Source organism: Erythrobacter sp. (assembly GCF_040217515.1).
Taxonomy (GTDB): Bacteria; Pseudomonadota; Alphaproteobacteria; order Sphingomonadales; family Sphingomonadaceae; genus Erythrobacter.
The window spans coordinates 72,374-98,222 of record NZ_JAVJPT010000008.1; the positions used below are offsets into that span (position 1 = coordinate 72,374).

Consider the following 25,849-nt stretch of genomic DNA (forward strand, 5'->3'; position numbering starts at 1 on the left):
CGCGCCCATGCATTACGGGACTGTCCCATGCGGCAGAAGGAACTCAGGCTAGCGCTGGTATGCTATGGCGGGGTCAGCCTTGCCGTCTACATGCATGGCGTGACGAAAGAGATCTGGCACCTTGCAAGGGCCAGCCGCGCGTTCCTTTCACATCCGGGGCAAGGCGCTGCGCTTTCCGGCGTGGCAGACATCTATCGCGGCCTGCTCGAGGAGATCGAACGTGGCCATGCGCTGCGCCTGCGTGTCCTGCCCGACATCCTGACGGGGGCGAGCGCGGGGGGGATCAATGCAATCTTCCTCGCCCAGGCGCTCCATTCCGGCCATAGCCTCGAGCCGCTGACGGATCTCTGGCTGGAAAACGCCGATGTTTCCCAGCTCACCGATCCCGAGGCCGAGCCGCTGTGGCGTTACGCCAAGATCTGGGCGCAGCCGATCGCGGAATGGTTCCTTACCCGTCCCGGTAATGCGGTTAGCGAGAGCGTCTCGCCCGAAACCCGCGCCGAGGTGCGCCATAAGGTTTCGCGCCTTGTGCGCGGGCGCTGGTTCAGCCCGCCTTTTTCCGGCGACCGTTTCTCGGCCATGCTCTACGAAGCGCTGGCCAGCATGGCCGCCGAGCCAGCGGGGGCACCCCTGCTTCCGCCCGGCCATCCGCTGGACCTCGCCGTAACGGCGACCGATTTTCGCGGTCATGTCGAATTGCTGCGCCTCCATTCGCCACAAATCGCGCAGGAGACAGAGCATCGCATGCCGATCGCCTTTCGCGCCAAAGCCGGCACAAGAGCAGGCGCGGGGATTGCAGACCCGCTCGAACTGGTGCTGGCCGCGCGGGCCACGGCGAGTTTTCCGGGCGCGTTCCCGCCGCTCGAACTGGCCGAGATCGACCGGCTCGCTCTGGCCGAGGGGCATCAGTGGCACAGCCGCAGCGAATTCCTGCAACGGATCATGCCGGGGCACGTCCGGAAGGAGACGGTGGACGAGGTCGCGCTGATCGATGGGTCGGTGCTCGTCAATGCACCCTTCGGCGCGGCGCTGCGCGCGCTCGGCGGGCGTCCGGCCCAGCGCGAGGTCGACCGACGCTTCGTCTATATCGATCCGCGCCCCGACCGAGTCCGTTCGCTGCGCGAGGATGCGGAGCAACCGGTGGGCTTCTTCGGGGCGATCTTCGGCTCGCTTTCGACAATCCCGCGCGAACAGCCGATCCGCGACGATCTTGAACGGATCGAGCAGCAATCGCGCGACGCCGAGCGTCTGCGTCGCATCGTGATGGGTATGCGGCCCCAGATCGATCGCGCGGTCGAGCGCCTGTTCGGCCGGACCTTTTTCCTCGACCGCCCCACCCCGCGCCGCCTCGCGATCTGGCGTTCGCGCGCGCATGAGGCCGCGGGCGAACGGGCCGGATATGCCTTTTCCGCTTATCTCCAGACCAAGTTCACGGCACTGATCGGCCGGCTCGCCGAACTGACCCTCGCCGCCGCTCCCGAGCTGGAATTGGGCGATGCGAGCCTCGTGGGAGAGGTGCTGCGGGCGGAACTGGCCCGTCGCGGGCTCGACGAGCTGACGGACGAGGACGGGACAGCGAGCGAGGAAACGATAAGCTTCCTGCGCGCACACGATATCGGCTTTCGCATCCGGCGGCTGCAATTGCTGGCCCGCCGCCTCTCGCGCGATTGGGAAATCGACCCCGAAATCCCCGACGACGCACTCGACCGCGCGCGCGAGCGCATCTACGAAATCCTGGCGCTGTATTACGCTGCGGACGACAGCGAGATGTTGAGCGCGGATTTTGCAAGCCTCGCTCGCAATGTCTTTGACGCGCCGGGCGCCGTGTTGGACCACCTGGCCGCGCGGCGCCTGCTTCCCGAGACGGATCTCGAGGCGGAAGAAAGCCTTGCCGCAGCGCTCGAGGACATGCCGCGAGGGCTCAAGCGGCGCATGCTGCTGACCTATCTCGGCTTCCCGTTCTACGATGTCGCCACCTTGCCGCTGCTGCAGAGCGAAGGTCTCGACGAATACAATCCGGTCAAGGTCGACCGGATCTCGCCCGATGACGCGACTTCGATCAGGGAAGGCGGCACCAGCGCGACGCTGCGGGGCATCGAATTCTACAATTTCGGTGCTTTCTTCAGCCGGTTCTACCGCGAGAACGATTATCTCTGGGGGCGCCTGCACGGTGCGGAACGGATGATCGACCTCGTCGCTTCCACGCTCGAAAGCGCGCTGGACGAAGAGGCGATCCGCAGATGCAAGCGCGCGGCATTCCTCGCCATTCTCGACGAGGAGGCCGAGGCCGGGCGTTGCGGAGCGGGGCTGATCGCGACGATTCGGGCAGAAGTGTCCGACCGGATGGGCGATTCGCGTTAGACGCGCTCGAAGAAAAGCAGCATGACCAGTCGCGCTTCCTCGGCGGTGCTGCCGAAACCGGGCGCGGCATTGTGGAACTGCCAGGGTGAGAACAGCAGCAGGCGATTGAAGCGCGCGGGCACGCGCATTACGCGCTCCCATTTCGCAGGATGGCCGGTGTCGGCATTGACGACATCGTCGATCAGAGCATTGATGTCGGCATAGCCCGCGCGCGCGATCCTATCCGCGTCGCGAGGCACGAATTCGAGCCCTGTGCGCTTGTGGCGGAAAAAATCCGTCCCTCCCGCTTTGGGCTTCGCACAGTCTTCGGGCCGCGAGAGATAGAGTATGCCCGAAAGAAAGGCAGGGTCGATATGGACCCCGCTATGCCCGGTATCGCCCTTTCGCGTCACGCGCAGGTGACCATGCTGGGTCCCGCGCGCTCCGCGTACCTTCACGCCGAGAAGTCTTGAAACCGTCTCATCGATCATCTCTGTACCAAACGGCGTCGAGGAATTGAGTCCGGCAAAATTGCCGTGCTGGCGCTCAGGATCGTAATCGAGCGCGAGACCGGCGCAGCGCACCGCCCAGGGGTCTTTCAGAAAGTCGTCGAAAATGGCGACCGACGGCAGCACACGCACGAAAAGCGCTCGGCTCAGCCGCCGAAGGCATCCTTGAGCTTCGAGAGGAAGCTGCGGCTCTCGGGGCATTCATCGCCGGTTTCGGTCTCGCGGAATGCCTGCAGGATTTCCTTTTGCTTGCGCGTGAGCCTGGTCGGCGTTTCAACCTTGATCTCAACCACCAGATCGCCCCTTCCGCGGCCCTGGAGCACCGGCATCCCCGCACCGCGCACGCGCAGCTGCTTGCCCGACTGCATCCCGGCGGGAATGTCGATCCGGTTGGTCGAGCCGTCGAGATCGGGAATGTCGACGCACCCGCCGAGCGCCGCGGTCGTGAAGCTTACCGGAACACGGGTCGCCAGCGTCGTGCCTTCGCGCTCGAACAGGTCGTGCGCCTTGACATGAACGAAGATGTAGAGATCGCCCGGGGCAGCACCGCGCTGGCCGGCTTCGCCCTTGCCCGAAAGCCGGATCCGCGTGCCTGTGTCGACGCCGGGGGGGATATCGACCTTGAGAGCCTGCGGGCGATCGACCCGGCCTTCGCCGAGACAGTCCCGGCAGGGATCTTCGATGACCACGCCGCGGCCCGAACAGGTCGGACAGGGCCGCTCGACCACGAACAGCCCCTGCTTCGCGCGCACCGCGCCCATGCCTCCGCACAAATTGCACTGCCGCTCGCCCGTTCCGGGGGTTGCGCCGCTGCCGTCGCAGGTGTCGCAGGGCTGGCTGACCTCGATCTCGATCTCGGTCGACTTGCCGTGGAATGCCTCTTCGAGGCTGACCTGCATGTCGTAGCGCAGGTCGGCGCCGCGCCGGGCCTGCTGGCGTCCGCCGCGCGGGCCGCCAAAGGCGCTGCCGAAAATGGTCTCGAACAGGTCGCCGATATCGGCGAAGCCTTCCTGCCCTCCATAACCGCCGCCAAAGCCGCCCGCGCCACCGCCGCTCATGCCCTGCGTGAAAGCATCGTGACCGTAGCGATCATAGGCGGCGCGCTTCTGCGGATCCTTGAGGCATTCATACGCTTCGCCCACGGCCTTGAAGCGGGCCTCGGCCTCGGCATCGCCCGGATTTCGGTCCGGGTGATACTTCATGGCGAGCTTGCGATAGGCACTCTTGATGGTCGCGCCGTCGGCATCGCGTGACACGCCGAGTGTCTGGTAATAATCGATCTGTGTCTGGGACATGTCGGTCTAGACCCCCGTCAAAGGCCCGCCGCCGATCGTCGCACCCTTGCGGAGCGACGTCGGCGACGGGGCGCTTTCCATCGGGGTTTTAGCCCTTCTTGTCTTCGTCGACCTCGGAGAATTCGGCGTCGACCACGTCATCGTCCTGCGAGGAAGTATCGGATGCGGCCTCCGCACCGGCATCGCCGCTTTCGGCAGAAGCGGCCTGCTCTTGCTCGTAGATCGCCTGCCCCATCTTCATGGCGAGCTGGCTCAAGGCCTCGCTCTTGGCATTGATCGCATCCGCATCGTCCCCTTCGAGTGCGGTCTTGAGCTCGCCAATAGCAGTCTCGATCTCGGACTTGAGCCCGGCATCGACCTTGTCGCCATTTTCCTCGAGCTGCTTTTCGGTCGCATGGACGAGGCTGTCGGCCTGGTTGCGGGCCTCGGCCTGGGCGCGGCGCTTCTTGTCCTCCTCGGCGAATTTCTCGGCATCCTGGACCATCTGTTCGATGTCGTTGTCCGAAAGACCGCCCGAGGCCTGGATCTTGATCGTCTGCTCCTTGCCCGTGCCCTTGTCCTTGGCCGAGACCGAGACGATGCCGTTGGCATCGATATCGAAGGTCACCTCGATCTGGGGCACGCCGCGCGGCGCGGGCGGGATCCCGACGAGGTCGAAATTGCCCAGCAGCTTGTTGTCCGCGGCCATTTCGCGCTCGCCCTGGTAGACCTTGATCGTCACCGCGTTCTGGTTGTCCTCCGCGGTCGAATAGGTCTGGGTCTTCTTGGTCGGGATCGTCGTATTACGATCGATCATGCGGGTGAACACGCCGCCCAGCGTCTCGATGCCGAGCGAGAGCGGGGTCACGTCGAGCAGCAGCACGTCCTTGACGTCGCCCTGCAGCACGCCCGCCTGGATCGCCGCGCCCATGGCCACGACTTCATCCGGGTTGACGCCCGTGTGCGGTTTGGAGCCGAAGAACTTCTCGACCGTCTCGCGCACCTTGGGCATGCGGGTCATGCCGCCGACGAGGATGACCTCGTCGATGTCGTCCTTGGAAACGCCGGCGTCCTGCATCGCCTTCTTGCACGGCTCGAGCGTGCGGTCGATCAGCCCGCCGACGAGCTTTTCGAGGTCGGCGCGGGTGATCGTCTCGACGAGGTGAAGCGGCGTGGAGGAGCCGCCTTCCATGCGCGCGGTGATGAAGGGCAGGTTGACTTCGGTCGACGCCGAACTCGACAGTTCGATCTTGGCCTTTTCCGCCGCTTCCTTGAGCCGCTGGAGCGCTAGCTTGTCGCTGCGCAGGTCCATGTTTTCCTTCTTCTGGAAGGCATCGGCAAGGTATTCGACGATCGCGTTGTCGAAATCCTCGCCGCCGAGGAAGGTGTCGCCATTGGTCGACTTCACCTCGAACACGCCGTCGCCGATCTCGAGGATCGACACGTCGAAGGTTCCGCCGCCGAGGTCATACACCGCGATGGTCTTGCCCTCTTCCTTGTCGAGACCATAGGCAAGCGCCGCAGCCGTGGGTTCGTTGATGATGCGCAGCACTTCGAGCCCTGCAATCTGGCCGGCGTCCTTGGTCGCCTGGCGCTGGGCATCGTTGAAATATGCCGGAACGGTGATGACCGCCTGGTCGACAGTCTCGCCAAGATAGCTCTCGGCGGTTTCCTTCATTTTCTGCAGGATGAAGGCGGAAATCTGGGAAGGGCTGTATTCATCGCCGCCTGCCTTCACCCAGGCATCGCCGTTCTTGCCCTTGGTGATCGTGTAGGGGACGATCTCCATGTCTTTCTTGGTCGTGGGATCGTCGAAACGGCGGCCGATCAGGCGCTTGATCGCGAACAGCGTGTTATCCGGATTGGTCACGGCCTGGCGCTTGGCCGGCTGGCCGATGAGGCGCTCGCTATCCTTGGTGAAGGCGACGATCGAGGGCGTCGTGCGCGCCCCTTCGGAATTTTCGATGACCTTGGGCTTGCCCCCGTCCATGACGGCGACGCACGAATTCGTGGTGCCGAGGTCGATGCCGATTACTTTACCCATTTCTACCCCATCCATGCTGGTTGTTGGACACCGCCACACGGTGCCTCCCATTACAGCGGCAAGGCACAAGGCGGCTCGGTTACCGGCGGGATATAGGAGCGGTTTCGCTTGGCACAAGGCATTGGCCGATGTAGTGCGCCGCCTGCATCAGATAGGGGAGAAAATAGTGAGTCCGAATCCCGGAAAACCCGCCTTCGCCGCACCGGCCGTGATGGCCGTCACACTTGCCCTCGCCGCCTGCTCGGGAGAGGCGGATGCGCCGGTCGAGGAGCCGCAGGAAGGCACCGTTCCGGGCATCGAAATCACCGATCCGCGCCTTGTCCTCGCCGCTGTAGAGGGCAACCCTGCGGCGGTGTATTTCGACCTCGCCTATGAGGGCGAGAAAGGTCTCGCGATCCGCGATGCAAGGGTCGAGGGCGCGGGCGATGCCGATGTTCACGATGTCATGGAATACGATTTCAAGATGCAGATGAACACCGCGAACCCGATCCCGCTCACAAAGGGCACCAAGGTCGCTTTCGAACCGGGCGGCAAGCACATCATGGTGTTCGAGCCGTCCGATGCGCTCGCCCCCGGCAGCACGACCACGGTCACGCTGGTCCTTGCAGGCGGGGCGACTCACGAATTCGAAGCCGAGGTGCGCGAAATCGGCGAGGACGAAGCCGGGCCTACGGGGGACGATAGCTGACGCCGGACCGAGAAACCCCGTCGGCCGGACCAGCGGAACCGCCGCCGCGCCCCCGGCAGGGACATCCGCCTGCGCCGACCTGCCCAAAAGGGGGCGCGCGTGCGCTCACGCCCGGCGAGATCGATCTGGCGCGCAGCATTTTCGGCGACGCACTGGAATATGCGGCGATCGAGATCCGGCGGCGCAAGTGGTTCGCCTTCCAACCGCGCCGCGTCACCATGGCCCCGCGCGGCCATGTCCATTTCCATCCCGAAGGCAGCGCCTATTGCGACGATTTTTCGCGCGAAGGGGTGCTCAGGCAGGGGCTACTGATCCACGAGCTTACCCATGTCTGGCAGGCGCAGGAGAAAGGGAGCTGGTATCTCCCGCTTCGCCGCCACCCTTTTTGCCGCTATGATTACGCGCTGAGGCCCGGCCGACCGCTCGACTCCTACGGGATCGAGCAGCAGGCCGAAATCGTTCGCCACGCCTTCCTGCTGCGGCGCGGGGTGCGGCTTGCCGGTGTCGCGGACAGCGCCGCTTATGACGCATTGGTGCGCTTTCCGGGCGCGACCCTCTAGCTTGCCCTACCGGCGCGGATCGTCGGGATAGCCGCGCCGTCCGAAGCAATCCTCATCGAGATATTCGTCACGGTAATAGCCGTCGCAATCGTCGTTCTTGTCGACGAAATAGCCCGCAAGTCCGCCCGCTGCGGCTCCTGCCAGGGCGTAGGTCGTGATATCCTCGCCCGTCACGGCGGCGAGCCCAGCCCCGGCAGCCGCGCCGGCAAGGCCGCCTTCGGCCGCGTAATTTTCGGCACACGCGCCAAGCGACAGCATGCTGGCAGCGAGCGCGGGGGCGATAAGCAGTGTCTTCATCATGGTCTCTCCGTGGTTCCCCTGTGTTACAGGCACTTACGGATGGGACCTTGGGCAGGTTCCGTGGCCGGGCGCGGCTGCGCCTCAGTCCGGCTTCTTCGCCACCCCGACCATCGCCGGGCGCAGGAGGCGGTCCTTGATCATCCAGCCCGATTGCATTTCCTGCACCACCGTGCCCGGCTCGTGCTCGTCGGTTGGCACTTCCATCATCGCCTGGTGCTGGTTCGGGTCGAGCGGCAGTCCGACCGCAGCGATCCGCTCGATGCCGTGACTCTTGAACACCTTTTCCATTTCGCGCTGGGTCGCCTCGATGCCGATCACGAGGCCCTTCATCTTGTCGTCTTCGCGCAAGGATTCCGGAATCGCCTCGATCGCGCGGGCAAGGTTGTCGGCCACGCTCAGAATGTCGCGCGCAAAACCGGTCGCGGCGTAATTGCGCGCGTCCTGAATGTCCTTTTCCATCCGGCGGCGGACATTCTGCGTGTCCGCCTTGGCATAGAGCACGTCCTGCTTCGCGGCCTCGAGATCGCTGCGCAGCTGGGCGATGACTTCGGAAAGGTCGGCGTTTTCACCCTCGCCTGCTTCGTTCGATCCCTCTTCGCCACCCCTGTCCGAATCCTTGAGGAATTCCTCGGGGACACCTTTTAGTTCGGCCTCGGCCGCTTCGTCGCGCGGCTTGTCTTTCTCGTTCATTTCCAGAGTCTTCCAGACTGTATATGAGGGGTTCTCAAGTTATGCGCCGGCCCAGTGACCGCGCCGTGAAATCCACCATGGGGACCACGCGCGCGTAATTCAACCGCGTCGGGCCGATCACGCCGAGCACGCCGAGAACACGCCCCTCGCGGTCGCGATAGGGCGAGGCGATGACCGAGGAGCCCGACAGGCCGAACAGCCGGTTTTCCGAGCCGATGAAGATCCGCGTCGCCTCCGCCTCGCGCGCCCTTTCGAGCAGGGACGCGACCGATTGCTTGTCCTCGAGGTCCTCCAGCAGCGAGCGGACCCTCTCGAGGTCTTCGAGCGCCGCCTCGTCGAGCAGGTTCGCCGCCCCGCGCACGATCAGCACCGGCCGCTGCTGGCTGTCCTCGCTCCAGACGGCGAGGCCGCGCTCGACGAGGTCGCGGCTGGCATTGTCGAGCTGGCTTTCGCCCGCTTCGATCTCGGCGCGCATCGCCTGCGCCGCCTCGGCCAGGGTGCGGCCCGAGAGCCGCGCGGTCACATAATTCGACACGCGATCGATCGTCCCCGGATCGAGTGCGCCGGACAGCTCTACCACCCGGTTCTCGACCCCTCCGTCCTCGCCCACCAGCACGGCGAGCGCCCGGCCCTGCCCAAGGTCGACCAGGCTGAACTGGGCGAGCCGCTGTTCGCGCGCGGGAACCATGACCATGCCGGCCGCGCCCGACAGGTCGGACAAGAGCGCGCTCGCCTGTTGCAGGGCCTGTTCGATCGGTCCACCGCCCCCAAGCCGGGCCTCGATCTGCGCGCGCTCATCCTCGGTCGGCTCGCTCATGCGCATCATGCCGTCGACGAAGATACGCAGGCCCGCATCGGTCGGCATGCGCCCGGCGCTCGTATGCGGTGCGGCGAGCAGGCCGAGCCGTTCGAGATCGGCCAGGACCGAGCGGATCGAAGCCGGCGAGAGGTCGAGCGTCCCGTCGCTCGCCAGCGTTTTCGAGCCGACCGGCTGGCCCGAATCGAGATAGCCTTCGACAACGAGCCGGAAGATCTCGCGGGCTCTGTCGGTCAATTCGGTTATCGGGGGCGCTGCCATGGGGCCTAGCTAGGAAAAACGCGGGCGAAACTCAATTTGTCTTGGTGCACCGGGTTGCCGCAGCGGCGCGATTGCGCCAAGCGGCAGTGACAGAACCAAACCACTGGAGCCCCCATGCGCCCCTCTTCCCGCGCCCCCGACGAAATGCGCGCCATCGCGATCGAGACCGGTTTCACCAAGCATGCCGAGGGCTCTTGCCTCATCAGTTTCGGCGATACGCGCGTCCTGTGCACGGCGAGCGTGGAGCGCAACGTGCCGCCGTGGATGCGGGGCAAGGGCGAAGGCTGGGTCACGGGCGAATATTCGATGCTGCCGCGCGCCACCCACACACGCGGCAGCCGCGAGGCCGCGCGCGGCAAGCAGTCCGGCCGCACGCAGGAAATCCAGCGCCTCATCGGACGCAGCTTGCGCGCCGTGGTGGATCTCAAGAAGCTGGGCGAGCGGCAAGTCACGCTCGACTGCGACGTGATCCAGGCCGATGGCGGCACGCGCACCGCGGCGATTTCCGGGGCTTGGGTGGCCCTGCGCATTGCGATTGACGGGCTGATCAAGGCGGGCGAGATCAAGGAAGACCCCGTCACCGCGCAGGTCGCGGCGATTTCCTGCGGGATCTTCCAGGGCACGCCGGTGCTCGACCTCGACTATGACGAGGACTCGAGCGCCGATGCCGATGCCAATTTCGTCCTGATCGACGGAGGACAGATCGCCGAGGTGCAGGCCACCGCCGAGGGCGCGACCTATGACGAGGAAGGCCTGCTGCGCCTGTTGCGCCTCGCGCGGATGGGCTGCGACGAAATCTTCGCCGCGCAAAGGGACGCGGTGAAGTGACGCGGAAACTCGGCGGCGGGTCGCTCGTCATCGCGACTCACAATGCGGGCAAGCTGAAGGAAATTTCCGCGCTGCTCGAACCCTACGGGATAAAGTGTATCTCGGCCGGATCGCTCGGCCTGCCCGAGCCCGCCGAAACCGGCACGACCTTCGTCGAGAACGCGCTGATCAAGGCGCGCGCTGCGGCCGAGGCTTCGGGGCTTGCCGCGCTTGCCGATGACAGCGGGCTCGGCGTCGATGCCCTGGACGGACGGCCGGGCGTCTACACCGCCGACTGGGCCGAGCGGCAATGGTTCGAAGGCGATCCGGGCCGCGACTGGTACATGGCCATGGGCAAGGTCGAAGGCATGTTGCAGGAGATCGGCCCCGGAACCGATCGTTCGGCCGCTTTCCATTGCGTTCTGGCGATCGCCTGGCCCGATGGCGAACACGTCTCCTATGAAGGTCGCTGCGCCGGCTCGCTGACCTGGCCGCCGCGCGGGGACATGGGGTTCGGCTACGACCCGGTCTTTGTTCCGGAAGGCCGCGAGCGCACCTTCGCCGAGATCGACCCGGCGGAAAAGCACGCCATCAGCCATCGCGCCGACGCCTTCGCCAGGCTGGTCGCCGACCAGTTCGGCGCTTAATCGCGCACGGCAAAGCGTCCCGGAGCGATCCGTTTGCCCATGACATTGCCCGAAGGCCAGTAGCGGCACACCAATACGTCGAATTGCCGTCCGCGTACGGCCGCGCAGCCGACCTCGCGCGTGTCGCCCCAGACGACCTGGGTGAAATGCCCCACATCCGCCCAGTTGCCGGTGCGCGATACGTGGGGGAAGGTCCCGGCGCGGAAGTGGCGCTTCTCTCCGGTGAAGGCGGAAATCATCTGCGCGGGCGAGTAATGTCCGGCGCTGCCCATCCACAAGTTCTCGCCCGTCCCGTTGCGTTGCTCATAGGTCGAATGGCGCAGAACGCCTTCCGCCGCGAGTCGTTCGGCCCATCGGCGGGCCTCCCGGGCGAGCGTGTCGTTCCAGGCAAGCGGCGGCGTGCCGAAGGCGGCGCGCGCCTGGTTGTGGGCGGCGAGCCAGGTGGCCTCGGACGAGGGCGCGGGAGCTTCGCCGCGGGCTGCGAACGTAAGGGCCAGGAAAGCGGCACAGCCGGCAAGAATTGTCGCGTGCAGTCTCATCGCCTACATCATGGCGTGCCCGCCCTTACCAAAGACTGAAAGCCCATTGGCCCGAGCGCTTTACATCCACTGGCCCTTCTGCGCGAAGAAATGCCCCTATTGCGACTTCAACTCGCATGTCCGCGCGGTCGTCGACCATGACGCCTGGCGCGAAGCGCTGCTGTCGGACATGCGCGCCGAGGCTGCGGCAGCAGGAGGCGAACGGCTGCGCTCGATCTTCTTCGGCGGGGGCACCCCTTCGCTCATGCCGCCCGCTCTCGTCGCGGCGCTGCTGGCCGAGGCGGAGAGGCTTTGGGGGTTCGATAAGGAAATCGAGATTACGCTCGAAGCCAATCCATCTTCGGTCGAGGCGGCGAATTTCGCGGCGCTCGCCGGATCGGGGATAAACCGCGTCTCGCTCGGCGTGCAATCGCTGGAGGACGACACGCTGCGCTGGCTGGGACGGCTGCATGGCGCGCAGGAGGCGCTCGAAGCGTTGGGAACAGCGCAGGCTCACTTCGGCCGGGTCAGCTTCGATCTCATCTACGCCCTGCCCGGCCAGAGCCCGCGCCAATGGGAGACGCAGCTTGCGCGCGCGCTTGGCTTCGGGACTTCGCATCTTTCGCTCTACCAGTTGACGATCGAGCCGGGCACGCGCTTTGCAAGCGAAGTACGGCGCGGGGCCTTTGTGCCTCTCGACGACGATGCGGCGGCGGAGCTGTATGACCTGACCCGGGCGATGACCGAATCGGCCGGCCTGCCCGCCTACGAGACGAGCAATCACGCGCGCCCCGGAGAGGAAAGCCGCCACAATCTCACTTACTGGCGCTACGAGGACTATGCCGGGATCGGTCCGGGCGCGCATGGGAGACGCGGCGGCTTCGCCACGGTGCGCCACAGGAAGCCGGAGAACTACCTCGCCGCGGTGAATGAGCGCGGGCATGGCATCGCGCAGCAGTGTTCGCTCCCGGTCGCAGAACAGGCGGCAGAAGCGCTGCTGATGGGGCTGCGGCTCGCCGAGGGCATCGACCTCGCCGCGCTCGCCGCGCGCTTCGGCATGGAAAGCGGCGAATTGGTGGACGAGGGAGCCCTCGCCCGCTTGCACGGTCTCGGGCTGGTCTGGACGGAGGGACACCGGATCGGGGTCGCGCCGCCGGGGCGCGGCGTGCTCGACGCGCTGCTCGGCGAAATCGTTGCAGACGGGCTGGTCGCGGCATGAGCGCGGTGGAGATGATCGGGCTATGGCAGCGCCACCTTGCCGAAGGCCGCCGCCGTTCGCCCCACACGGTGCGAGCCTATGTCGCCGCCGCCCGCAGGCTGCTCGCAGCGCGGGGGATCGGGGACTGGGACGGCGTCGCCGCAATCGAGGCGCATGACCTGCGCCGCCACCTCGCCGAGCGCCGCGCCGGCGGGCTTTCCAATGCCAGCGCGGCGCGGGAATTGTCGGCGCTCAAGGCCTTCATCGCCTTTGCGCGCGCCGAAAGCGGTGATCCCGACCCCGCCCCGCCGCGCGTGCGGGGGCCGCGGCTCAAGAAGGGCCTGCCCCGCCCCGTCACGCCCGACGATGCGGTAAACCTCGCCGACCTTGCCGGGGCGAGCGCACGCGATGACTGGATCGGCGCGCGCGACCGGGCGGTGCTGCTTTTGATGTATGGCAGCGGTCTGCGCATCGCCGAGGCCCTGTCGCTCAAAGGCCGCGACGCGCCGCTCGGCGAAACGTTGAAAGTGACCGGCAAGGGCGGCAAGCAGCGTATCGTTCCCGTGCTCGGTATCGTGCGCGAGGCGGTCGGCGAATATGTCGCCGCCTGTCCGTGGCAACCGGGCCCCGACGAAGCTCTGTTTCGCGGGGCAAAGGGCGGGCCGCTGTCGCCGGGCATGGTGCAGAAGGCGATGGCCGGGGCGCGCCGCGCGCTCGGCCTGCCCGACAGCGCAACGCCTCACGCCCTGCGGCACAGCTTCGCCACGCACCTGCTCGGTGCCGGGGCGGATCTTCGCTCCTTGCAGGAACTGCTCGGCCATGCCTCGCTCGGATCGACCCAGATCTATACCAGGGTGGACGCGGCAAGCCTGCTTGAAAATTACCGGGCGGCGCATCCTCGCGCCAAGAAAAGCTAGTCTTCGGCACCGGGCCGCTCGGCCGGTTCGCCGCGCTCCGCAGGCTGCCAGGTAACGACCCGCCAGACATACCATGCAAGGCCCAGCGCGAGGCCTGCGATGATCACGATGCTGGCGATGTCCTCATAGGTCTCGAGCAGGCCCGACAGCGCCGCCCCGCCCAGTATCAGCAGCGCATTCCAGATCAGCGAACCGAGAAACGTGAACAGGCAGAACCGCCAGAAGCCCATTTGCGCAAGGCCCGCAGGCAACGAGACGATCGTGCGCAGGACCGGGGAGAAGCGCAGGACGAAAACGATCCAGTCGCCGTGCCGCCGGAAGAAATCGCGCGCGCGGGCGAATTCGTCCCATTCGAAAGTCAGCCAGCGCCCGAAGCGATCGATGAAGGCACGCAATTGCGCCTCGCTCCAGCGCCGACCGAGCCAGTACCAGAACAGGTTTCCCGCAACGGTCCCGACCGTCCCGATGATCAGCAGAGGTGCGAAGGCCATATCACCGCGCGCCACCAGCACGCCGCCAAAGCCCATGATGACCTCGGAGGGAACGGGCGGAAAGATGTTCTCGATCGCCATCAGAAGGAAGATGCCGAGATAGCCGCCCCGGCGGATCACCTCGAGAATGAGATCGGTCATGGATATCGAACGCCCGCGCCTCTCATTCGTTCAAGCCCGTTTTTCGAGGGCCGCGTGGCGCGCCTCGATCGCGTCCCAGATCATGCTCGCCACATCCGTCCCGTCGAAATTCTCGATCGCGACGATCCCGGTGGGCGAGGTGACGTTGATTTCGGTGAGCCACTTGCCGCCAATGACGTCGATGCCCACGAAGGTAAGGCCGAGCCGCTTGAGGTCCGGGCCCATCGCCTCGCAGATTTCGCGCTCGCGGGTCGTGAGCCGTGTCGCCTCGGCGCTTCCGCCCATCGCGAGGTTCGAACGGAACTCACCCTCGCCCGGTATCCGGTTGATAGCGCCTGCGATCTCACCATCGACGAGGACGATGCGCTTGTCGCCTTCCGCCACTTCGGGAAGGAAGGGCTGGACCATGTGCGGTTCGGGCCAGGTCTGGTTGAACACCTCGAACAGGGCGGTGAGATTGTCGCCGTTTTCCGGCACGCGGAAGATCGCCTTGCCGCCATTGCCATGGATTGGCTTCACCACCACCGCGCCGTGTTCGTCCATGAAACGGCGAACCTCTTCCACGCTGCGGGTGACAAGCGTCGGGGGCATGAAGCGGCGATAGTCGAGCACCATCACCTTTTCGGGCGAATTGCGCACGCTCGCCGGGTCGTTCACCACCAGCGTCTCGCCCGCGATGCGCTCAAGCATGTGGGTGGCGGTGATGTAGCCCATGTGGAAGGGCGGGTCCTGCCGCATCAGCACGACATCGATGTCGCGTCCGAGGTCGAGGCGCTGGCACGGGCCCTTCTCGAAATGGTCGCCTTCGACGCGGCGGACCTTGACCGGCGCGGCCTCGGCCCAGAGCCTGTCGTCGGCATCGAGCGTGAGGCTGTTCACGTGGTATTCGAAGACCTCGTGCCCGCGCTCCTGCGCCGCCAACATCAGCGCGAAGGAGCTGTCGCCCTTAATGTTGATGCTTTCGATCGGGTCCATCTGGACGGCGACGCGCAAGGTCATGGCGTTTCCTCAGGGTTGGTAGGCGTTGGCGATGTGGCGCGGGCGGCTGCCGGGCGCAAGGAGAAGGACGTCGATCGTGAAATCGTCGCCGGCCTCGGCATAGTCGGCCAGCGCGATCTCGGCTGCGGCGGCGACGCGGTGCAGGCGGCGTTCGTCTATGGCATCGGCAAGATCGACCTTGCGGGCGCGCCACTTGACCTCGAAGAAACCTAGCAACCTGCCCTTTCGCGCGATCAGGTCGATCTCGCCGCGCGGGGTCTTCACCCTTTCGGCCAGCACGCGCCAGCCCTGCTGCATCAGCCACTGCGCGGCCTCGGCCTCGCCCTCGCGCCCCTTGCGCTCGGCGCGCTCACGCTTTTCGGTCATCGGGCCTTCAGCTCGAGCGCGCGGGCATAGAGATCCTTGCGGTCGAGCCCGGTCGTCTTGGCCACGGCTGACGCGGCCTTGCTCGGGCTCATGTCGGCCAACGCTGTGGCGAGCAGCGCATCGGGATCGGCGGTGCTCGGGGCATCGACCGGCGGGCCGACCAGAAGGACGATCTCGCCCTTGGCCGGGTGCGCGCGGTAATGCGCGGCGAGATCGGCGGCGGGCCCGGTGCGGCATTCCTCGTGGAGTTTCGTCAGTTCCCGCGCGACGGCGACTTCTCGCCCGGGCCAGGCCTCGGCCATCGCCTCTAGGCTGCGGACAAGGCGCGGGCCGGTCTCGTAGAAGACGAGCGTCGCCTCGACCGGGCCGAGTTCTTCGAGCACTTCTCGCCGCGCCTTGTCCTTTACCGGCAGGAAGCCTGCGAAAAGGAAGCGGTCGTTTGGTAGCCCCGAGAGCGTCAGCCCCGCGATCGCGGCGCAGGGGCCGGGAATGGTCGTCACCGACACGCCCGCTTCGCGCGCCGCTCGCACAAGGCGATAGCCCGGGTCCGAGACGAGCGGCGTTCCCGCATCGCTCACCAGCGCGACCGGCTCGGTGCGTGCGCGGTCCAGTATGTGGCGGCGGATCTCATCGCTTGCGTGGTCATCATAGCGAAGCATCCGCACGCGGGCACCGACATGCTTCAAGAGCTTGCCCGTTACCCGCGTATCCTCGCATGCAACAAGCGCCGCCCGGCGCAATACGTCGACAGCACGGAGCGTTATGTCGCCGAGATTGCCAATCGGCGTCGCGACGATGTAGAGGCCTGCGCCAAGCGGCTGCCCGTGTTCACGTTCCATTGAGGCGGCATCGGCAATCGTCATGACGCAGCGTCTTTGAAGCAGGGATCGGGGGTCGGCAAGAATGAAGGTCATCGCAGCGGCGCGCGCTTTGGGTCGCGATCGGAGAGACGGGCTGTTTTCAAGGGTCCTTTCGGCATTTGCGCCTGTCAATCGCCGCAACCTGGTGATTGCCGGATCCGCGGCTCTGCTGGGCGCGTGTCAGGTCATCCCCAAGACCGAAACGGTCTCGACCGGGCCGGACCTTTCCGCCCCCAGCCCCACGCCGAGCGCCACGGCCCTGCCCTCCGATCGCACCCGCCATCGTGTCGCGCTGCTCGTGCCGATGGGCGGGCCAACCGGCGCAGTCGGGCAGAGCCTTGCCAATGCGACGACCATGGCGCTGCTCGATACCAATGCGAACGTTCTGCGCATCACCACATACGACACGTCCGCCGGGGCGGGCGAGGCGGCCCGCCAGGCTGTCGCGGACGGCAATCGCCTGATTCTCGGACCTCTTCTTTCCGCGAACGTGCCCGCCGTCCAGGCTGCAGCGCGGCCTGCGGGCGTCACCGCGATTTCCTTCTCCAACGACGTTTCGGCGGCCAGCGCGGATGTCCTGCTGATGGGTCACATCCCCGAACAATCGATCGAGCGGACCATGCGCTATGCCCGCGCGAACGGATCGCGCGCTTTCGCCGCGCTCGTGCCCGAAGGCGCTTATGGCGAGCGTAGCTACCAAGCGATGCGCCGCGCGCTCAATGCCTTCGGCGGCAATCTCGTTGCGACCGAGCGCTATTCGCGCGGCAATACCTCGATCCTGTCGGCCGCGCGACGCCTGCGTGCGGATGGCGGATACGACACCGTGCTGATCGCCGACGGGGCGAATGCAGGCATCCGCGCCGCACCCGAGATCAAGCGCAACGGGGCCGAAGGCACGCGGTTGCTCGGCACTGCCCTGTGGAGCGGAGAGGGCAGCGTGGCCCGCGCCCCGGCGCTCGAAGGCGCCGTCTTCTCGGCCGTGTCGGACGACCGTTTCCAGCGTTTTGCGCAAAGTTACGAGGCGCGTTTCGGGTCCAAACCCTATCGCATCGCGACGCTGGGCTATGACGCGGTGCTGTTGACGCTGCGCATGGCACGGGACTGGCAGGTCGGGACCCCGTTCCCACGGGCCGATCTCTACGGCCGGACCTTCATCGGAGTGGACGAGGCGTTCCGTTTCCAGAGCTCGGGAATCGCCGAACGCGCTCTCGAAGTGCGCAAGGTCACTGGCGGCAAGGTGATCGAGGTCGAAGACGCGCCGAGTTCCTTCTAGGACCTGCTCGCCGGGAATTGCGCATAAGGGACGGGCGCGCGCTTGTGGGCGGACCCGACAGCGCCCTATAGCGGTCCCATGTCCGACGACCTGTTCGAAAACGCCCCCGCTTCGAGCGGTGATTACGATTCGTCCTCCATCGAGGTGCTTGAAGGGCTCGAGCCGGTGCGCCGCCGTCCCGGGATGTATATCGGCGGGACCGATGAGCGCGCGCTCCACCACCTCGCCGCCGAAGTGCTCGACAATGCAATGGACGAAGCGGTCGCCGGGCACGCCAACCGGATCGAGATGCGGCTCGAGGAAGGAAACCGCCTGGCGATCAGCGACAATGGCCGGGGCATCCCGGTCGACGAACATCCCAAGTTTCCCGGCAAGTCGACACTCGAGGTCATCCTCTCGACGCTCCATTCGGGCGGCAAATTCTCAGGGAAAGCCTACGCCACGAGCGGCGGGCTGCACGGCGTCGGCGTCAGCGTCGTCAACGCCTTGTCGAGCCATACGCGGGTCGAGGTCGCGCGCGACAAGCAGCTTTACGCGCAGGAATTCGCGCGCGGGCAGACGCTTGGCCCGATCGAGACCGTGGGCGCGGCTCCGAACCGGCGCGGGACCACCGTCACCTTCACGCCCGACTCGGAGATTTTCGGCGACCGCGCCTTTAAGCCCGCGCGCCTGTTCAAGCTCTCCCGGTCGAAGGCCTATCTGTTCGCGGGTGTCGAGATCCGCTGGAAATGCGCAGAAAGCCTCGCCGGCGAGGATGTGCCCGCAGAAGCCACGTTCAAATTCCCCGGCGGGCTGGCCGATCACCTTGCCGAACAGGTCGGCGCGCGCGAATGCGTCACCAGCCAGCCTTTCACCGGCTCCCAGGATTTCCCGCAGGCCGGCGGCGTGCAGCAGGGCCGGGTCGAATGGGCGATCGCCTGGCCGCTCTATTCGGACGGATCGACCAGCTGGTACTGCAACACCGTGCCCACTCCCGACGGCGGAACCCACGAACAGGGCCTGCGCGGCGCTCTTACCAAGGGGCTGCGCGCTTTCGGCGATCTCGTCGGCGCGAAAAAGGCGAAGGACATCACCGCCGACGACGTGATGACGGGGGCGGAAGTCATGCTGTCGGTCTTCATCCGCGATCCCCAGTTCCAGTCGCAGACCAAGGACCGCCTGACCTCGCCCGAGGCCGCGCGGCTGGTCGAGAACGCGGTGCGCGACCATTTCGACCACTTCCTCGCCGATAATATGGAGCGCGGGAAGGCGCTGCTCGGCGAAGTAATGGAGCGCATGGAGGAACGCCTCAAGCGCAAGCAGGAGCGCGAGATCAAGCGCAAGAGCGCCACGAATGCGAAAAAGTTGCGCCTGCCGGGCAAGCTCACCGATTGCAGCGGGGAAGGTGAGCGCGAGACAGAGATCTTCATCGTCGAGGGCGACAGCGCGGGCGGCAGTGCCAAACAGGCGCGCGACCGCAAAGCCCAGGCGATCCTTCCCATTCGCGGCAAGATCCTCAACGTCGCCAGCGCCACCGCCGACAAGATCCGCGCGAACAGCGAAATCGCCGACCTCGTCCTCGCATTGGGCTGCGGGACGCGCAAGGACTGCGACCCGGAAACCCTGCGCTATGACCGCATCATCATCATGACCGACGCGGACGTCGACGGGGCGCATATCGCGACGCTCCTGATGACGTTTTTCTTCCAGGAAATGCCCGAGGTCGTGCGGCAGGGCCACCTCTACCTCGCCCAGCCCCCGCTCTATCGCCTGACCGCAGGCAAGGAGAGCCGTTATGCCCGCGACGATGCGCACAGGAAGGAGCTGGAGGAGAAGGTCTTCAAGGGGAAGAAGGTCGAGGTCGGACGGTTCAAGGGCCTCGGCGAGATGAACCCGCAGCAGCTGCGCGAGACGACGATGAACCCCGAAACGCGCAGCCTCATCCGCATCACCCTGCCGCCCGAATTCGAACAGCGCGCGGCGGTGAAACAGCTCGTCGACCAGCTGATGGGCCGCAACCCGGAACACCGCTTCAATTTCATCCAGAGCCACGCGGGCGATATCGACCGCGACCTGATCGATGCCTGACCGCGAAAGCGAGACGCATTATCCCGACCCGCGCGAAGAGGACATCATGGCGGGCGACAGGCGGCTGTCCCGCCCCGATTCCTCGCTGCCGGACTGGGAAGTGCCCGACACGGCCTATCGCCCCATTCCCATCGTCTGGTTCACCGGCGCGCTGGTGGTGCAGATGGTCGCGCTGTTCGCGATCTTCTTTGTCCTTTTCGGCCAGCACGGCGCGTTCACCATCGCCCTGAGCGCGCTGGTGACGGGGACGATCGGGGCATGGACCTGGGACCGGGGGATGAAGAACGCCGGGACCGGGTGGAAGGCGGCGACGGCGATCGCCCTGCTGGCCGGGCTGCTGCTGGTGACGCTGGCCTCGCTCGACCGGGTCTAGCCGTCCACGCTTTGCACCTTGGTGTGGATGTGCAGCTCGCCTTCGAGCGTGCGATGGACCGGGCACTTGTCGGCGATCTCCACTATCCGCGCGCGCTGGTCTTCGCTTAGCTCATCGCCCAGCACCTCGATCGCGCGACTCAGGGCTTCGACCCGGATGTGTTCGTCGAGCGCCTTTTCGCAATCGGCGCGGTGATCGCGTTCGTGCGTCAAATGGATGCGCGCCCCCTCGAAGGGCCAGCCCTTGCGATCCGCATACATCTTCATCGTCATCGCGGTGCAGGTACCGAGCGCGGCCAATAGCAGGTCGTAGGGCGTCGGTCCGGAGTCGTCGCCGCCATAGGAGCGCGGCTCATCGGCGACAAAGCGGTGCGTCTTGGTGTGCACCTCGGTCCCGAACCGGCCATGTCCGGTCTGCACAACCACGCCCTCCTCCGGCATCGGCCAGTCGGCACGCAGCGGCAGGTAACGCTGCGCCCAGCTTGCAATCACGTCGGCGGCGAATTCCGCGTCCTCGCCGCGCGTCAGCAGGTGGTCCGCGCCGTGGAGGCTGACGAAGCTCTTGGGGTGATAGGCGGCGCCGAACAGCGCGCTCGCATGGTCGATGCCCACCACCGGATCGCTCGGCGAATGCATTGCGAGGTAGGGCACGCGCATATCCTTCACCAGATCGAGCAGACTCGCTGCCTCCATCCGCTCGAGGAAGGCGCGCGAGATGGTGAAGGGCCGCCCGCCGATGCTCACCTCGCCCTCGCCGTCGCGCAGGATCGCGTCGTGGTCGCCCTTCATCACGCCGAGCGCGTGAGCGATGTCCGAAGGCGCGGCGATGGTGGCGAGCGCGGCGATCGTATCGCGCCCCAGCTCCGCCGCCGCCGCGAGCGCCGCCGCCCCGCCGAGGCTGTGCCCGACGAGCAGGACCGGGCCGCCCACCCGCTCCTTCACCGCCCGCGCCGCCGCGACGAGGTCGGAGACATCGGTGGCGAAGCCCGCCCGGCCGAATTCTCCCTCGCTCGCGCCCAGCCCGGTGAAATCGAACCGCAGGCAGGCGATCCCCCGCGCCGCCAGCGCCCGCGCGACGCTAACGGCCGCGCGGGCCTGGCGCGTGCAGGTGAAGCAATGCGCGAACACCGCACCGCCCCGCACCAGCCCCGTCGGCAATTCGAGCGCGCCCGACAATTCATGGCCCTCGGCGCTGGTCACGGCGAATGGTTCGCTCGGCATGGTATCCTCCGTTGTTGCCGATCAGCTTGGCATATCCGCAAGCGCGCGCGCGGACTTTTCTTTCCCGCTCGCGTAAGAAATCCGCGAGAGGCCGGACTAGGGGGGCATGGAACACGAGGTCGAACAGCTCTACCGCGAGGCGGGCCGCCAATTCGCCCCGGCGATCGCCCGGCTCGCCCGCGCGTTCGAGCGCGATGCGGAAAAGGCGCGCGATCTCGAACAGGAGATCCATTGCGCCTTGTGGACCAGCCTCGCCCGGTTTCGCGGGGAATGCTCGCTCAAGACCTGGGTTTACCGGGTCGCGCATAATGTCGCCGCCGACCATGTGGCGAAAGCAGTCCGAGGCCCCGCGCGCGTGCCGCTCGAGGAGATCGAGGAACTGCCCGGCAGCACCGATCCCGAAGCCGAAGCCGCCGAAAGGCTGGTGCTCCAGCGCATCGCGCAGCTCGTGCGCCGCCTGCCGGCGCTCGACGCGCAGGTGATCGTGCTCTGGCTCGAAGGCGAGCGCGCCCGCGACATCGCCGAGATCACCGGCCTTTCAGAAGGCGCCGTCAATGTCCGGGTGCACCGGGTGAAGACGCTGCTCGCCGGGCATTTCGACCAACCCGAACAGGAAGGAGCCCCCGCATGACCCAGCCCCCCTTCCCCCTCTGGACCGAGGAAGCGCAGGGCGCTGCCTTCACCGACCCCGCCGAGATCGCCCGCCGCGCGGACGCGTTCGAGCGCTCCATCCGCCGACGCAACCTGATCGAATACGCCGCAGGCGGGATCGTGCTTTTCCCGGCCGCGCTTGCCGCTGGCGCCGCGGCCTTGATCGGCGAATACGCCTTTGCCTTCGCGCTCGGCGCACTTGCTGCCGGGATCATCGTCGTCCTGCGCAATCTCGCGCGGCGCGCGGCCAACCTCGAACAGCGCCCGGAAGAGCCCTGCGTCGAACACCTCGAACGCCAGTATCGCCGCCAGTACGAGGCATTGAGAAGCGTGCCCACATGGTATGTAGGCCCCTTCGTGCCCGGCTTCGTCCTGCTCTACGGCACGGTCGCATGGAAGACCGCCGGGGCGCTCGGCTGGCGTGCCGCGATGGAAGGCATGGCCGTGCCGGTCCTCGCGACGCTCGCCGTGGGGATTGCGGTCGTCGCGCTCAACCGCTGGGCCGCGCGCCGCATCAAGCGAAAGCTCGACGCGCTCGGCAAGCTGGATTGACGCAGCCGCAGCCCCTAACCTGCCCCCAAGCAAGGAGACCCGACAATGATCCGCCAAGCTCTTGTTGCCGCCGCCCTGCTCGCCTCGCCCATCGCGGCGAGCGCGCAGGAGGCGGCCCCGCCCGCCAACGCATCGGCAGAAGAATCCGCGCTCGAAACTCGCGCCGAACAGGTCGTCGGGCTCATCAACGGCGACATTGCCCCGGCCGAAGTGTTCAGCGACGCCATGCTCGCACAGGTTTCGCCCGAGCAGTTCGCCGCCGTATCGAAACAATTGGTGAGCCAGTTCGGCCCCGCGATCGCGCTGCAGGGCCTCACGCCGCGCAGCCGCACGGACGGGATAATCGAGATCAGGATGGAGCGCGCCATCGCGCGCGGGCCGTTGGTCATCGACCCGGCCGAGGGCAACCGCATCAGCGGATTGCTTTTCCGCGAATTCGAGCCGGTCAACGACAGCCTGGAGAAGATCAGGACCGACCTCGAAGCGCTGCCGGGCGAGGTCGGGGCGTATTTCGGCCCGGTCAAGGGCAATGCCCCGGTGCTGGAGATGAACGCCGGGCAGCCCTTCGCCATCGGTTCGAGCTTCAAGCTCTACGTCCTTGCTGCGCTGTCCGAGGAAATCCGGCAGGGCAAGCGGCAGTGGGACGACGTGGTCGAGCTGGAAACGAAAAGCTTTCCCAGCGGCAAGCTGCAGGACTGGCCGCTGGGCGCCCCGCTCACGCTGCACACGCTCGCCAGCCTGATGATCTCGATCAGCGACAATACGGCCACCGACCAGCTGATCGACCTGCTAGGGCGCGAACGCGTGGCCGAGGTGATGCGCGCGAGCGGACACGCCGCGCCCGACCTCAACGATCCCTTTCTCAAGACGCGCGAGCTTTTCCTGCTGAAGGGCGGCGACCCCGAGAGGCTCGAGGATTACCGCGCGGCAGAGCCGGAGGAACGGCTCGCGATCCTCGCCAATACTGCCGGGGACGACCTCGACCTCGAAGCGCTCGCAAAGACTTTCGACGGCAAGCCGATCGCGCTCGACGTCGAATGGCTGGCGAGCGGACAAGACCTACGCAAGCTCTTCCTCTACATGATGATGAAGGGCGATCCGCGCGCGCTCGAAGTGCTCTCGATCAACGCGGGCCTGCCCGATGCGGTCGCGGACAAGTGGCAGCGCGTCGCCTTCAAGGGCGGGTCGGAGCCCGGCGTGCTCCACCTCACCTGGCTGCTGCAGGACGAGGGCGGCGAATGGCACCTGCTCAACCTCGCCTGGAACAACCGGCAAGAGCCGGTGGACCAGGACACGCTCACCCTCATCGCCCAGCGCATCGCCTCGCTCGGGCGCTGAGTCCCTGCCCGAATTGCGAGCGGCGCGCCCCTTGCGCGGCGGGGACGCGCGCCTTATCGCTGCGGGCGCGAGATCCAGTTTTACAGGGAAACCCATGACCGACCAGCAGCAGCGCTTCGAAGGCACCAGCAATTACATCGCGACCGAGGACCTCAAGGTCGCCGTCAACGCCGCGGTATTGCTGCGCCGCCCGCTGCTGGTGAAGGGCGAGCCGGGCACGGGCAAGACGGTGCTCGCGCATGAAATCGCCAAGGCGATCGACGCGCCGCTGATCGAATGGAACGTCAAATCGACGACCAAGGCGCACCAGGGCCTTTACGAGTACGACGCGGTCGCTCGCCTGCGCGACGGCCAGCTGGGCGACGAACGCGTCCACGACATCCGCAACTATATCAAGAAGGGCAAGCTGTGGGAGGCGTTCACCGCGGAAAAGCTTCCCGTCCTTTTGATCGACGAGATCGACAAGGCGGACATCGAATTCCCGAACGACCTTCTGCAGGAACTCGACCGGATGAGCTTCGACGTCTACGAAACGCAGGAGCGGATCGAGGCGAAGGAGCGCCCGATCGTCGTCATCACCTCGAACAATGAAAAGGAACTGCCCGACGCCTTCCTGCGGCGCTGCTTCTTCCACTACATCAAGTTCCCCGACCGCGAGACGATGCAGGAGATCATCGACGTCCATTATCCCGGCATCCAGAAGACGCTGGTGAAGAAGGCGATGGATATCTTCTACGAACTGCGCGAGGTGCCCGGCCTCAAGAAGAAGCCCTCGACCAGCGAATTGCTCGACTGGCTCAAGCTGCTGATGAACGAGGACATGCCGCTCGAGACGCTGCAGGATTCCAACCCGAACAACGCGATTCCCCCGCTGCACGGCGCGCTGCTGAAGAACGAGCAGGACGTGATGATGTTCGAACGGCTCGCCTTTATGGCGCGGCGCAATCCTTCGTGAGGTCTTATCATATGAGGCGAGGATGCAACTTGGAAGATTGAAGGAGGTCGATCTCAGGGACGTTTGGAAATCCGAGCCCAACGATTTCACTCCATGGCTGGCGGAACCTGAGAACTTACAATTTTTGGCAGATAGCCTCGAATTGCCCGGTCTGGAACTTATTCGTACTGAGCACCCTGTCGAAAGTTTTTCAGCCGACATAGTTTGCAAGATCATCGACACTGATCATTTCGTTCTGATCGAGAACCAACTCGAAAAGAGCGATCACATGCACGTTGGTCAAATCTTGACCTACGCGGCCAAGTTTGATGCTCGAATAATCGTATGGGTGGCGCAAAAGTTCACCGAAGCCCACCGTGCCGCCCTGGACTGGCTGAACGACATAAGCGCGGACCGATACGGATTTTTCGGCGTCGAAATTAGAGCGGTCAAAATCGGGGAGAGCGATGTTGCGCCGCTGTTCGATGTCGTAGCAAAGCCGAACGAGTGGACGAAACCCGAGACCATTTCAGGGGCGAAACGAGCTGAGTTATCAGAAGAAAATATGGAGAACATCGAGTTCTGGAATCAGATTGATGACGAGCTTGAAAAACGGGGGAAGATCCAGCGAAAAATCAAGAAAGAGGTCAAAGGTACAAATTTATGGATTCCGATTTCATCTGATGGAAGCGTCTACATAGTTTTGTACCGGGCGCTCAGTGGGACCGCGCGCGTAGGAGTATATCTTGGTATATACTCTGAGTATATGCCTTATTACTCTTCGCGGCTCCGAAGTATACCTCCAGAAAGTATCTGCGAAGCCATACGGGGCGGGAAGTGGACGATGAACGCCAAACAAACTGTCGACAGCTACCAGATTTCACCAATGCCTATGGCCGGCAAGGACCAAGGAGAGCTCGTAGGATGGTTGGTTGATCGAGCGAATGATCTTGCAGAGGCTTTTCTGCAACCCACTATTGAGGCGCAACAGAGCAAGCCGTCCGTCACCTGACC

General features: G+C 65.6%; 27 protein-coding genes. 15 read left to right on the top strand and 12 right to left on the bottom strand.

The window, feature by feature from the left end:
- Positions 1-27 precede the first annotated feature (27 nt).
- Positions 28-2,361, top strand: coding sequence for a patatin-like protein (locus RIB52_RS10420; protein ID WP_350175373.1), 2,334 nt, complete (start codon positions 28-30; stop codon positions 2,359-2,361).
- Here RIB52_RS10420 and RIB52_RS10425 read toward each other — a convergent pair.
- The 3 genes from RIB52_RS10425 to dnaK form a co-directional block, all read right to left on the bottom strand.
- A complete protein-coding gene (locus tag RIB52_RS10425) occupies positions 2,358-2,981 on the bottom strand; it encodes a DUF6445 family protein (protein ID WP_350175374.1) in 624 nt (207 codons plus the stop codon). The genes RIB52_RS10420 and RIB52_RS10425 overlap by 4 nt on opposite strands.
- 14 nt (positions 2,982-2,995) lie before the next feature.
- Entirely contained in the window at positions 2,996-4,144 is a 1,149-nt protein-coding gene (dnaJ, locus tag RIB52_RS10430; RefSeq protein WP_350175375.1) for a molecular chaperone DnaJ, read from the bottom strand.
- Between the two features lie 88 nt (positions 4,145-4,232).
- The gene (dnaK, locus tag RIB52_RS10435) at positions 4,233-6,167 is read right to left on the bottom strand and encodes a molecular chaperone DnaK (RefSeq protein ID WP_350175376.1); all 1,935 of its coding nucleotides are present in this window, start codon (positions 6,165-6,167) and stop codon (positions 4,233-4,235) included.
- Positions 6,168-6,333: 166 nt separating this feature from the next.
- Here dnaK and RIB52_RS10440 point away from each other — a divergent pair, with 166 nt between their 5' ends.
- Together RIB52_RS10440 and RIB52_RS10445 are read left to right on the top strand one after the other, a co-directional pair.
- Positions 6,334-6,855, top strand: coding sequence for a copper chaperone PCu(A)C (locus RIB52_RS10440; RefSeq protein ID WP_350175377.1), 522 nt, complete (start codon positions 6,334-6,336; stop codon positions 6,853-6,855).
- A 119-nt stretch (positions 6,856-6,974) separates the two neighbouring features.
- A complete protein-coding gene (locus RIB52_RS10445) occupies positions 6,975-7,415 on the top strand; it encodes a vgr related protein (protein ID WP_350175697.1) in 441 nt (146 codons plus the stop codon).
- Positions 7,416-7,421: 6 nt separating this feature from the next.
- Here RIB52_RS10445 and RIB52_RS10450 read toward each other — a convergent pair whose 3' ends face one another.
- The 3 genes from RIB52_RS10450 to hrcA form a co-directional block, all read right to left on the bottom strand.
- Positions 7,422-7,715 (bottom strand): YMGG-like glycine zipper-containing protein, encoded by a 294-nt coding sequence (locus tag RIB52_RS10450; RefSeq protein ID WP_350175378.1) that lies wholly within the window; start codon positions 7,713-7,715, stop codon positions 7,422-7,424.
- 81 nt (positions 7,716-7,796) lie between these two features.
- Positions 7,797-8,405, bottom strand: a complete 609-nt coding sequence (gene grpE, locus RIB52_RS10455; RefSeq protein ID WP_350175379.1) for a nucleotide exchange factor GrpE — start codon at positions 8,403-8,405, stop codon at positions 7,797-7,799.
- Between the two features lie 34 nt (positions 8,406-8,439).
- On the bottom strand, positions 8,440-9,483 hold the full coding sequence (gene hrcA / locus RIB52_RS10460; RefSeq protein ID WP_350175380.1) for a heat-inducible transcriptional repressor HrcA: 1,044 nt from the start codon (positions 9,481-9,483) through the stop codon (positions 8,440-8,442).
- 114 nt (positions 9,484-9,597) lie between these two features.
- Between hrcA and rph the strand changes: the two genes are divergently transcribed.
- Positions 9,598-10,311, top strand: a complete 714-nt coding sequence (rph, locus tag RIB52_RS10465) for a ribonuclease PH (RefSeq protein ID WP_350175381.1) — start codon at positions 9,598-9,600, stop codon at positions 10,309-10,311.
- Positions 10,308-10,937, top strand: coding sequence for an RdgB/HAM1 family non-canonical purine NTP pyrophosphatase (rdgB, locus tag RIB52_RS10470; protein ID WP_350175382.1), 630 nt, complete (start codon positions 10,308-10,310; stop codon positions 10,935-10,937). Before rph ends, rdgB begins: the two co-directional genes overlap by 4 nt.
- On the opposite strand, the gene RIB52_RS10475 is transcribed toward rdgB, so the two are convergent.
- Positions 10,934-11,476 (bottom strand): CAP domain-containing protein, encoded by a 543-nt coding sequence (locus RIB52_RS10475; RefSeq protein WP_350175383.1) that lies wholly within the window; start codon positions 11,474-11,476, stop codon positions 10,934-10,936. The genes rdgB and RIB52_RS10475 overlap by 4 nt on opposite strands.
- Before the next feature lie 46 nt (positions 11,477-11,522).
- Between RIB52_RS10475 and hemW the strand changes: the two genes are divergently transcribed.
- Together hemW and RIB52_RS10485 are read left to right on the top strand one after the other, a co-directional pair.
- Positions 11,523-12,674 carry a radical SAM family heme chaperone HemW gene (hemW, locus tag RIB52_RS10480; protein WP_350175384.1) on the top strand — a complete coding sequence of 384 codons (1,152 nt, stop codon included), beginning with the start codon at positions 11,523-11,525 and terminating at the stop codon, positions 12,672-12,674.
- On the top strand, positions 12,671-13,570 hold the full coding sequence (locus RIB52_RS10485) for a tyrosine recombinase XerC (RefSeq protein ID WP_350175385.1): 900 nt from the start codon (positions 12,671-12,673) through the stop codon (positions 13,568-13,570). Before hemW ends, RIB52_RS10485 begins: the two co-directional genes overlap by 4 nt.
- Here the strand turns inward: RIB52_RS10485 and RIB52_RS10490 are convergent.
- Genes RIB52_RS10490 through rsmI form a run of 4 tightly spaced genes read right to left on the bottom strand, consistent with a single transcriptional unit; the run spans position 13,567 to position 16,430 of the window.
- The gene (locus tag RIB52_RS10490; RefSeq protein WP_350175386.1) at positions 13,567-14,202 is read right to left on the bottom strand and encodes a DedA family protein; all 636 of its coding nucleotides are present in this window, start codon (positions 14,200-14,202) and stop codon (positions 13,567-13,569) included. The genes RIB52_RS10485 and RIB52_RS10490 overlap by 4 nt on opposite strands.
- A 30-nt stretch (positions 14,203-14,232) precedes the next feature.
- Positions 14,233-15,201: a glutathione synthase gene (gene gshB, locus RIB52_RS10495; protein ID WP_350175387.1), complete on the bottom strand. Its 969-nt coding sequence runs from the start codon at positions 15,199-15,201 to the stop codon at positions 14,233-14,235.
- 9 nt (positions 15,202-15,210) lie between these two features.
- Entirely contained in the window at positions 15,211-15,567 is a 357-nt protein-coding gene (locus RIB52_RS10500; RefSeq protein ID WP_350175388.1) for a YraN family protein, read from the bottom strand.
- Positions 15,564-16,430, bottom strand: a complete 867-nt coding sequence (gene rsmI, locus RIB52_RS10505) for a 16S rRNA (cytidine(1402)-2'-O)-methyltransferase (protein WP_350175389.1) — start codon at positions 16,428-16,430, stop codon at positions 15,564-15,566. The genes RIB52_RS10500 and rsmI overlap by 4 nt, the downstream gene beginning before the upstream one ends.
- Before the next feature lie 142 nt (positions 16,431-16,572).
- Between rsmI and RIB52_RS10510 the strand changes: the two genes are divergently transcribed.
- The 3 genes from RIB52_RS10510 (at position 16,573) to RIB52_RS10520 (ending at position 20,140) form a co-directional block, all read left to right on the top strand.
- Positions 16,573-17,700, top strand: coding sequence for a penicillin-binding protein activator (locus RIB52_RS10510; protein WP_350175390.1), 1,128 nt, complete (start codon positions 16,573-16,575; stop codon positions 17,698-17,700).
- Between the two features lie 78 nt (positions 17,701-17,778).
- The gene (parE, locus tag RIB52_RS10515) at positions 17,779-19,767 is read left to right on the top strand and encodes a DNA topoisomerase IV subunit B (protein ID WP_350175391.1); all 1,989 of its coding nucleotides are present in this window, start codon (positions 17,779-17,781) and stop codon (positions 19,765-19,767) included.
- Positions 19,760-20,140 carry a hypothetical protein gene (locus RIB52_RS10520; protein WP_350175392.1) on the top strand — a complete coding sequence of 127 codons (381 nt, stop codon included), beginning with the start codon at positions 19,760-19,762 and terminating at the stop codon, positions 20,138-20,140. The genes parE and RIB52_RS10520 overlap by 8 nt, the downstream gene beginning before the upstream one ends.
- Here RIB52_RS10520 and RIB52_RS10525 read toward each other — a convergent pair.
- Positions 20,137-21,360, bottom strand: coding sequence for a bifunctional alpha/beta hydrolase/OsmC family protein (locus tag RIB52_RS10525; protein ID WP_350175393.1), 1,224 nt, complete (start codon positions 21,358-21,360; stop codon positions 20,137-20,139). The genes RIB52_RS10520 and RIB52_RS10525 overlap by 4 nt on opposite strands.
- 106 nt (positions 21,361-21,466) lie before the next feature.
- On the opposite strand from RIB52_RS10525, the gene RIB52_RS10530 reads away from it, so the two are divergent.
- The 5 genes from RIB52_RS10530 (at position 21,467) to RIB52_RS10550 (ending at position 25,847) form a co-directional block, all read left to right on the top strand.
- A complete protein-coding gene (locus RIB52_RS10530; RefSeq protein ID WP_350175394.1) occupies positions 21,467-21,991 on the top strand; it encodes an RNA polymerase sigma factor in 525 nt (174 codons plus the stop codon).
- Positions 21,988-22,563, top strand: coding sequence for a hypothetical protein (locus RIB52_RS10535; protein WP_350175395.1), 576 nt, complete (start codon positions 21,988-21,990; stop codon positions 22,561-22,563). Before RIB52_RS10530 ends, RIB52_RS10535 begins: the two co-directional genes overlap by 4 nt.
- Before the next feature lie 45 nt (positions 22,564-22,608).
- Positions 22,609-23,901, top strand: coding sequence for a serine hydrolase (locus RIB52_RS10540; protein ID WP_350175396.1), 1,293 nt, complete (start codon positions 22,609-22,611; stop codon positions 23,899-23,901).
- A 94-nt stretch (positions 23,902-23,995) separates the two neighbouring features.
- Positions 23,996-24,856, top strand: a complete 861-nt coding sequence (locus RIB52_RS10545) for an AAA family ATPase (protein ID WP_350175397.1) — start codon at positions 23,996-23,998, stop codon at positions 24,854-24,856.
- A gap of 37 nt (positions 24,857-24,893) precedes the next feature.
- Positions 24,894-25,847, top strand: a complete 954-nt coding sequence (locus tag RIB52_RS10550) for a hypothetical protein (protein WP_350175398.1) — start codon at positions 24,894-24,896, stop codon at positions 25,845-25,847.
- Positions 25,848-25,849 lie beyond the last annotated feature (2 nt).

Coding starts and splice junctions, on each gene's coding strand:
- RIB52_RS10420 (WP_350175373.1), top strand. CDS start 28: ATGCGGCAGAAGGAACTCAGGCTAGCGCTGGTATGCTATGGCGGGGTC.
- dnaJ (WP_350175375.1), bottom strand. CDS start 4,144: ATGTCCCAGACACAGATCGATTATTACCAGACACTCGGCGTGTCACGC.
- dnaK (WP_350175376.1), bottom strand. CDS start 6,167: ATGGGTAAAGTAATCGGCATCGACCTCGGCACCACGAATTCGTGCGTC.
- RIB52_RS10450 (WP_350175378.1), bottom strand. CDS start 7,715: ATGATGAAGACACTGCTTATCGCCCCCGCGCTCGCTGCCAGCATGCTG.
- grpE (WP_350175379.1), bottom strand. CDS start 8,405: ATGAACGAGAAAGACAAGCCGCGCGACGAAGCGGCCGAGGCCGAACTA.
- hrcA (WP_350175380.1), bottom strand. CDS start 9,483: ATGGCAGCGCCCCCGATAACCGAATTGACCGACAGAGCCCGCGAGATC.
- rph (WP_350175381.1), top strand. CDS start 9,598: ATGCGCCCCTCTTCCCGCGCCCCCGACGAAATGCGCGCCATCGCGATC.
- RIB52_RS10475 (WP_350175383.1), bottom strand. CDS start 11,476: ATGAGACTGCACGCGACAATTCTTGCCGGCTGTGCCGCTTTCCTGGCC.
- RIB52_RS10485 (WP_350175385.1), top strand. CDS start 12,671: ATGAGCGCGGTGGAGATGATCGGGCTATGGCAGCGCCACCTTGCCGAA.
- RIB52_RS10490 (WP_350175386.1), bottom strand. CDS start 14,202: ATGACCGATCTCATTCTCGAGGTGATCCGCCGGGGCGGCTATCTCGGC.
- gshB (WP_350175387.1), bottom strand. CDS start 15,201: ATGACCTTGCGCGTCGCCGTCCAGATGGACCCGATCGAAAGCATCAAC.
- RIB52_RS10500 (WP_350175388.1), bottom strand. CDS start 15,567: ATGACCGAAAAGCGTGAGCGCGCCGAGCGCAAGGGGCGCGAGGGCGAG.
- rsmI (WP_350175389.1), bottom strand. CDS start 16,430: ATGACGATTGCCGATGCCGCCTCAATGGAACGTGAACACGGGCAGCCG.
- parE (WP_350175391.1), top strand. CDS start 17,779: ATGTCCGACGACCTGTTCGAAAACGCCCCCGCTTCGAGCGGTGATTAC.
- RIB52_RS10520 (WP_350175392.1), top strand. CDS start 19,760: ATGCCTGACCGCGAAAGCGAGACGCATTATCCCGACCCGCGCGAAGAG.
- RIB52_RS10525 (WP_350175393.1), bottom strand. CDS start 21,360: ATGCCGAGCGAACCATTCGCCGTGACCAGCGCCGAGGGCCATGAATTG.
- RIB52_RS10530 (WP_350175394.1), top strand. CDS start 21,467: ATGGAACACGAGGTCGAACAGCTCTACCGCGAGGCGGGCCGCCAATTC.
- RIB52_RS10535 (WP_350175395.1), top strand. CDS start 21,988: ATGACCCAGCCCCCCTTCCCCCTCTGGACCGAGGAAGCGCAGGGCGCT.
- RIB52_RS10540 (WP_350175396.1), top strand. CDS start 22,609: ATGATCCGCCAAGCTCTTGTTGCCGCCGCCCTGCTCGCCTCGCCCATC.
- RIB52_RS10545 (WP_350175397.1), top strand. CDS start 23,996: ATGACCGACCAGCAGCAGCGCTTCGAAGGCACCAGCAATTACATCGCG.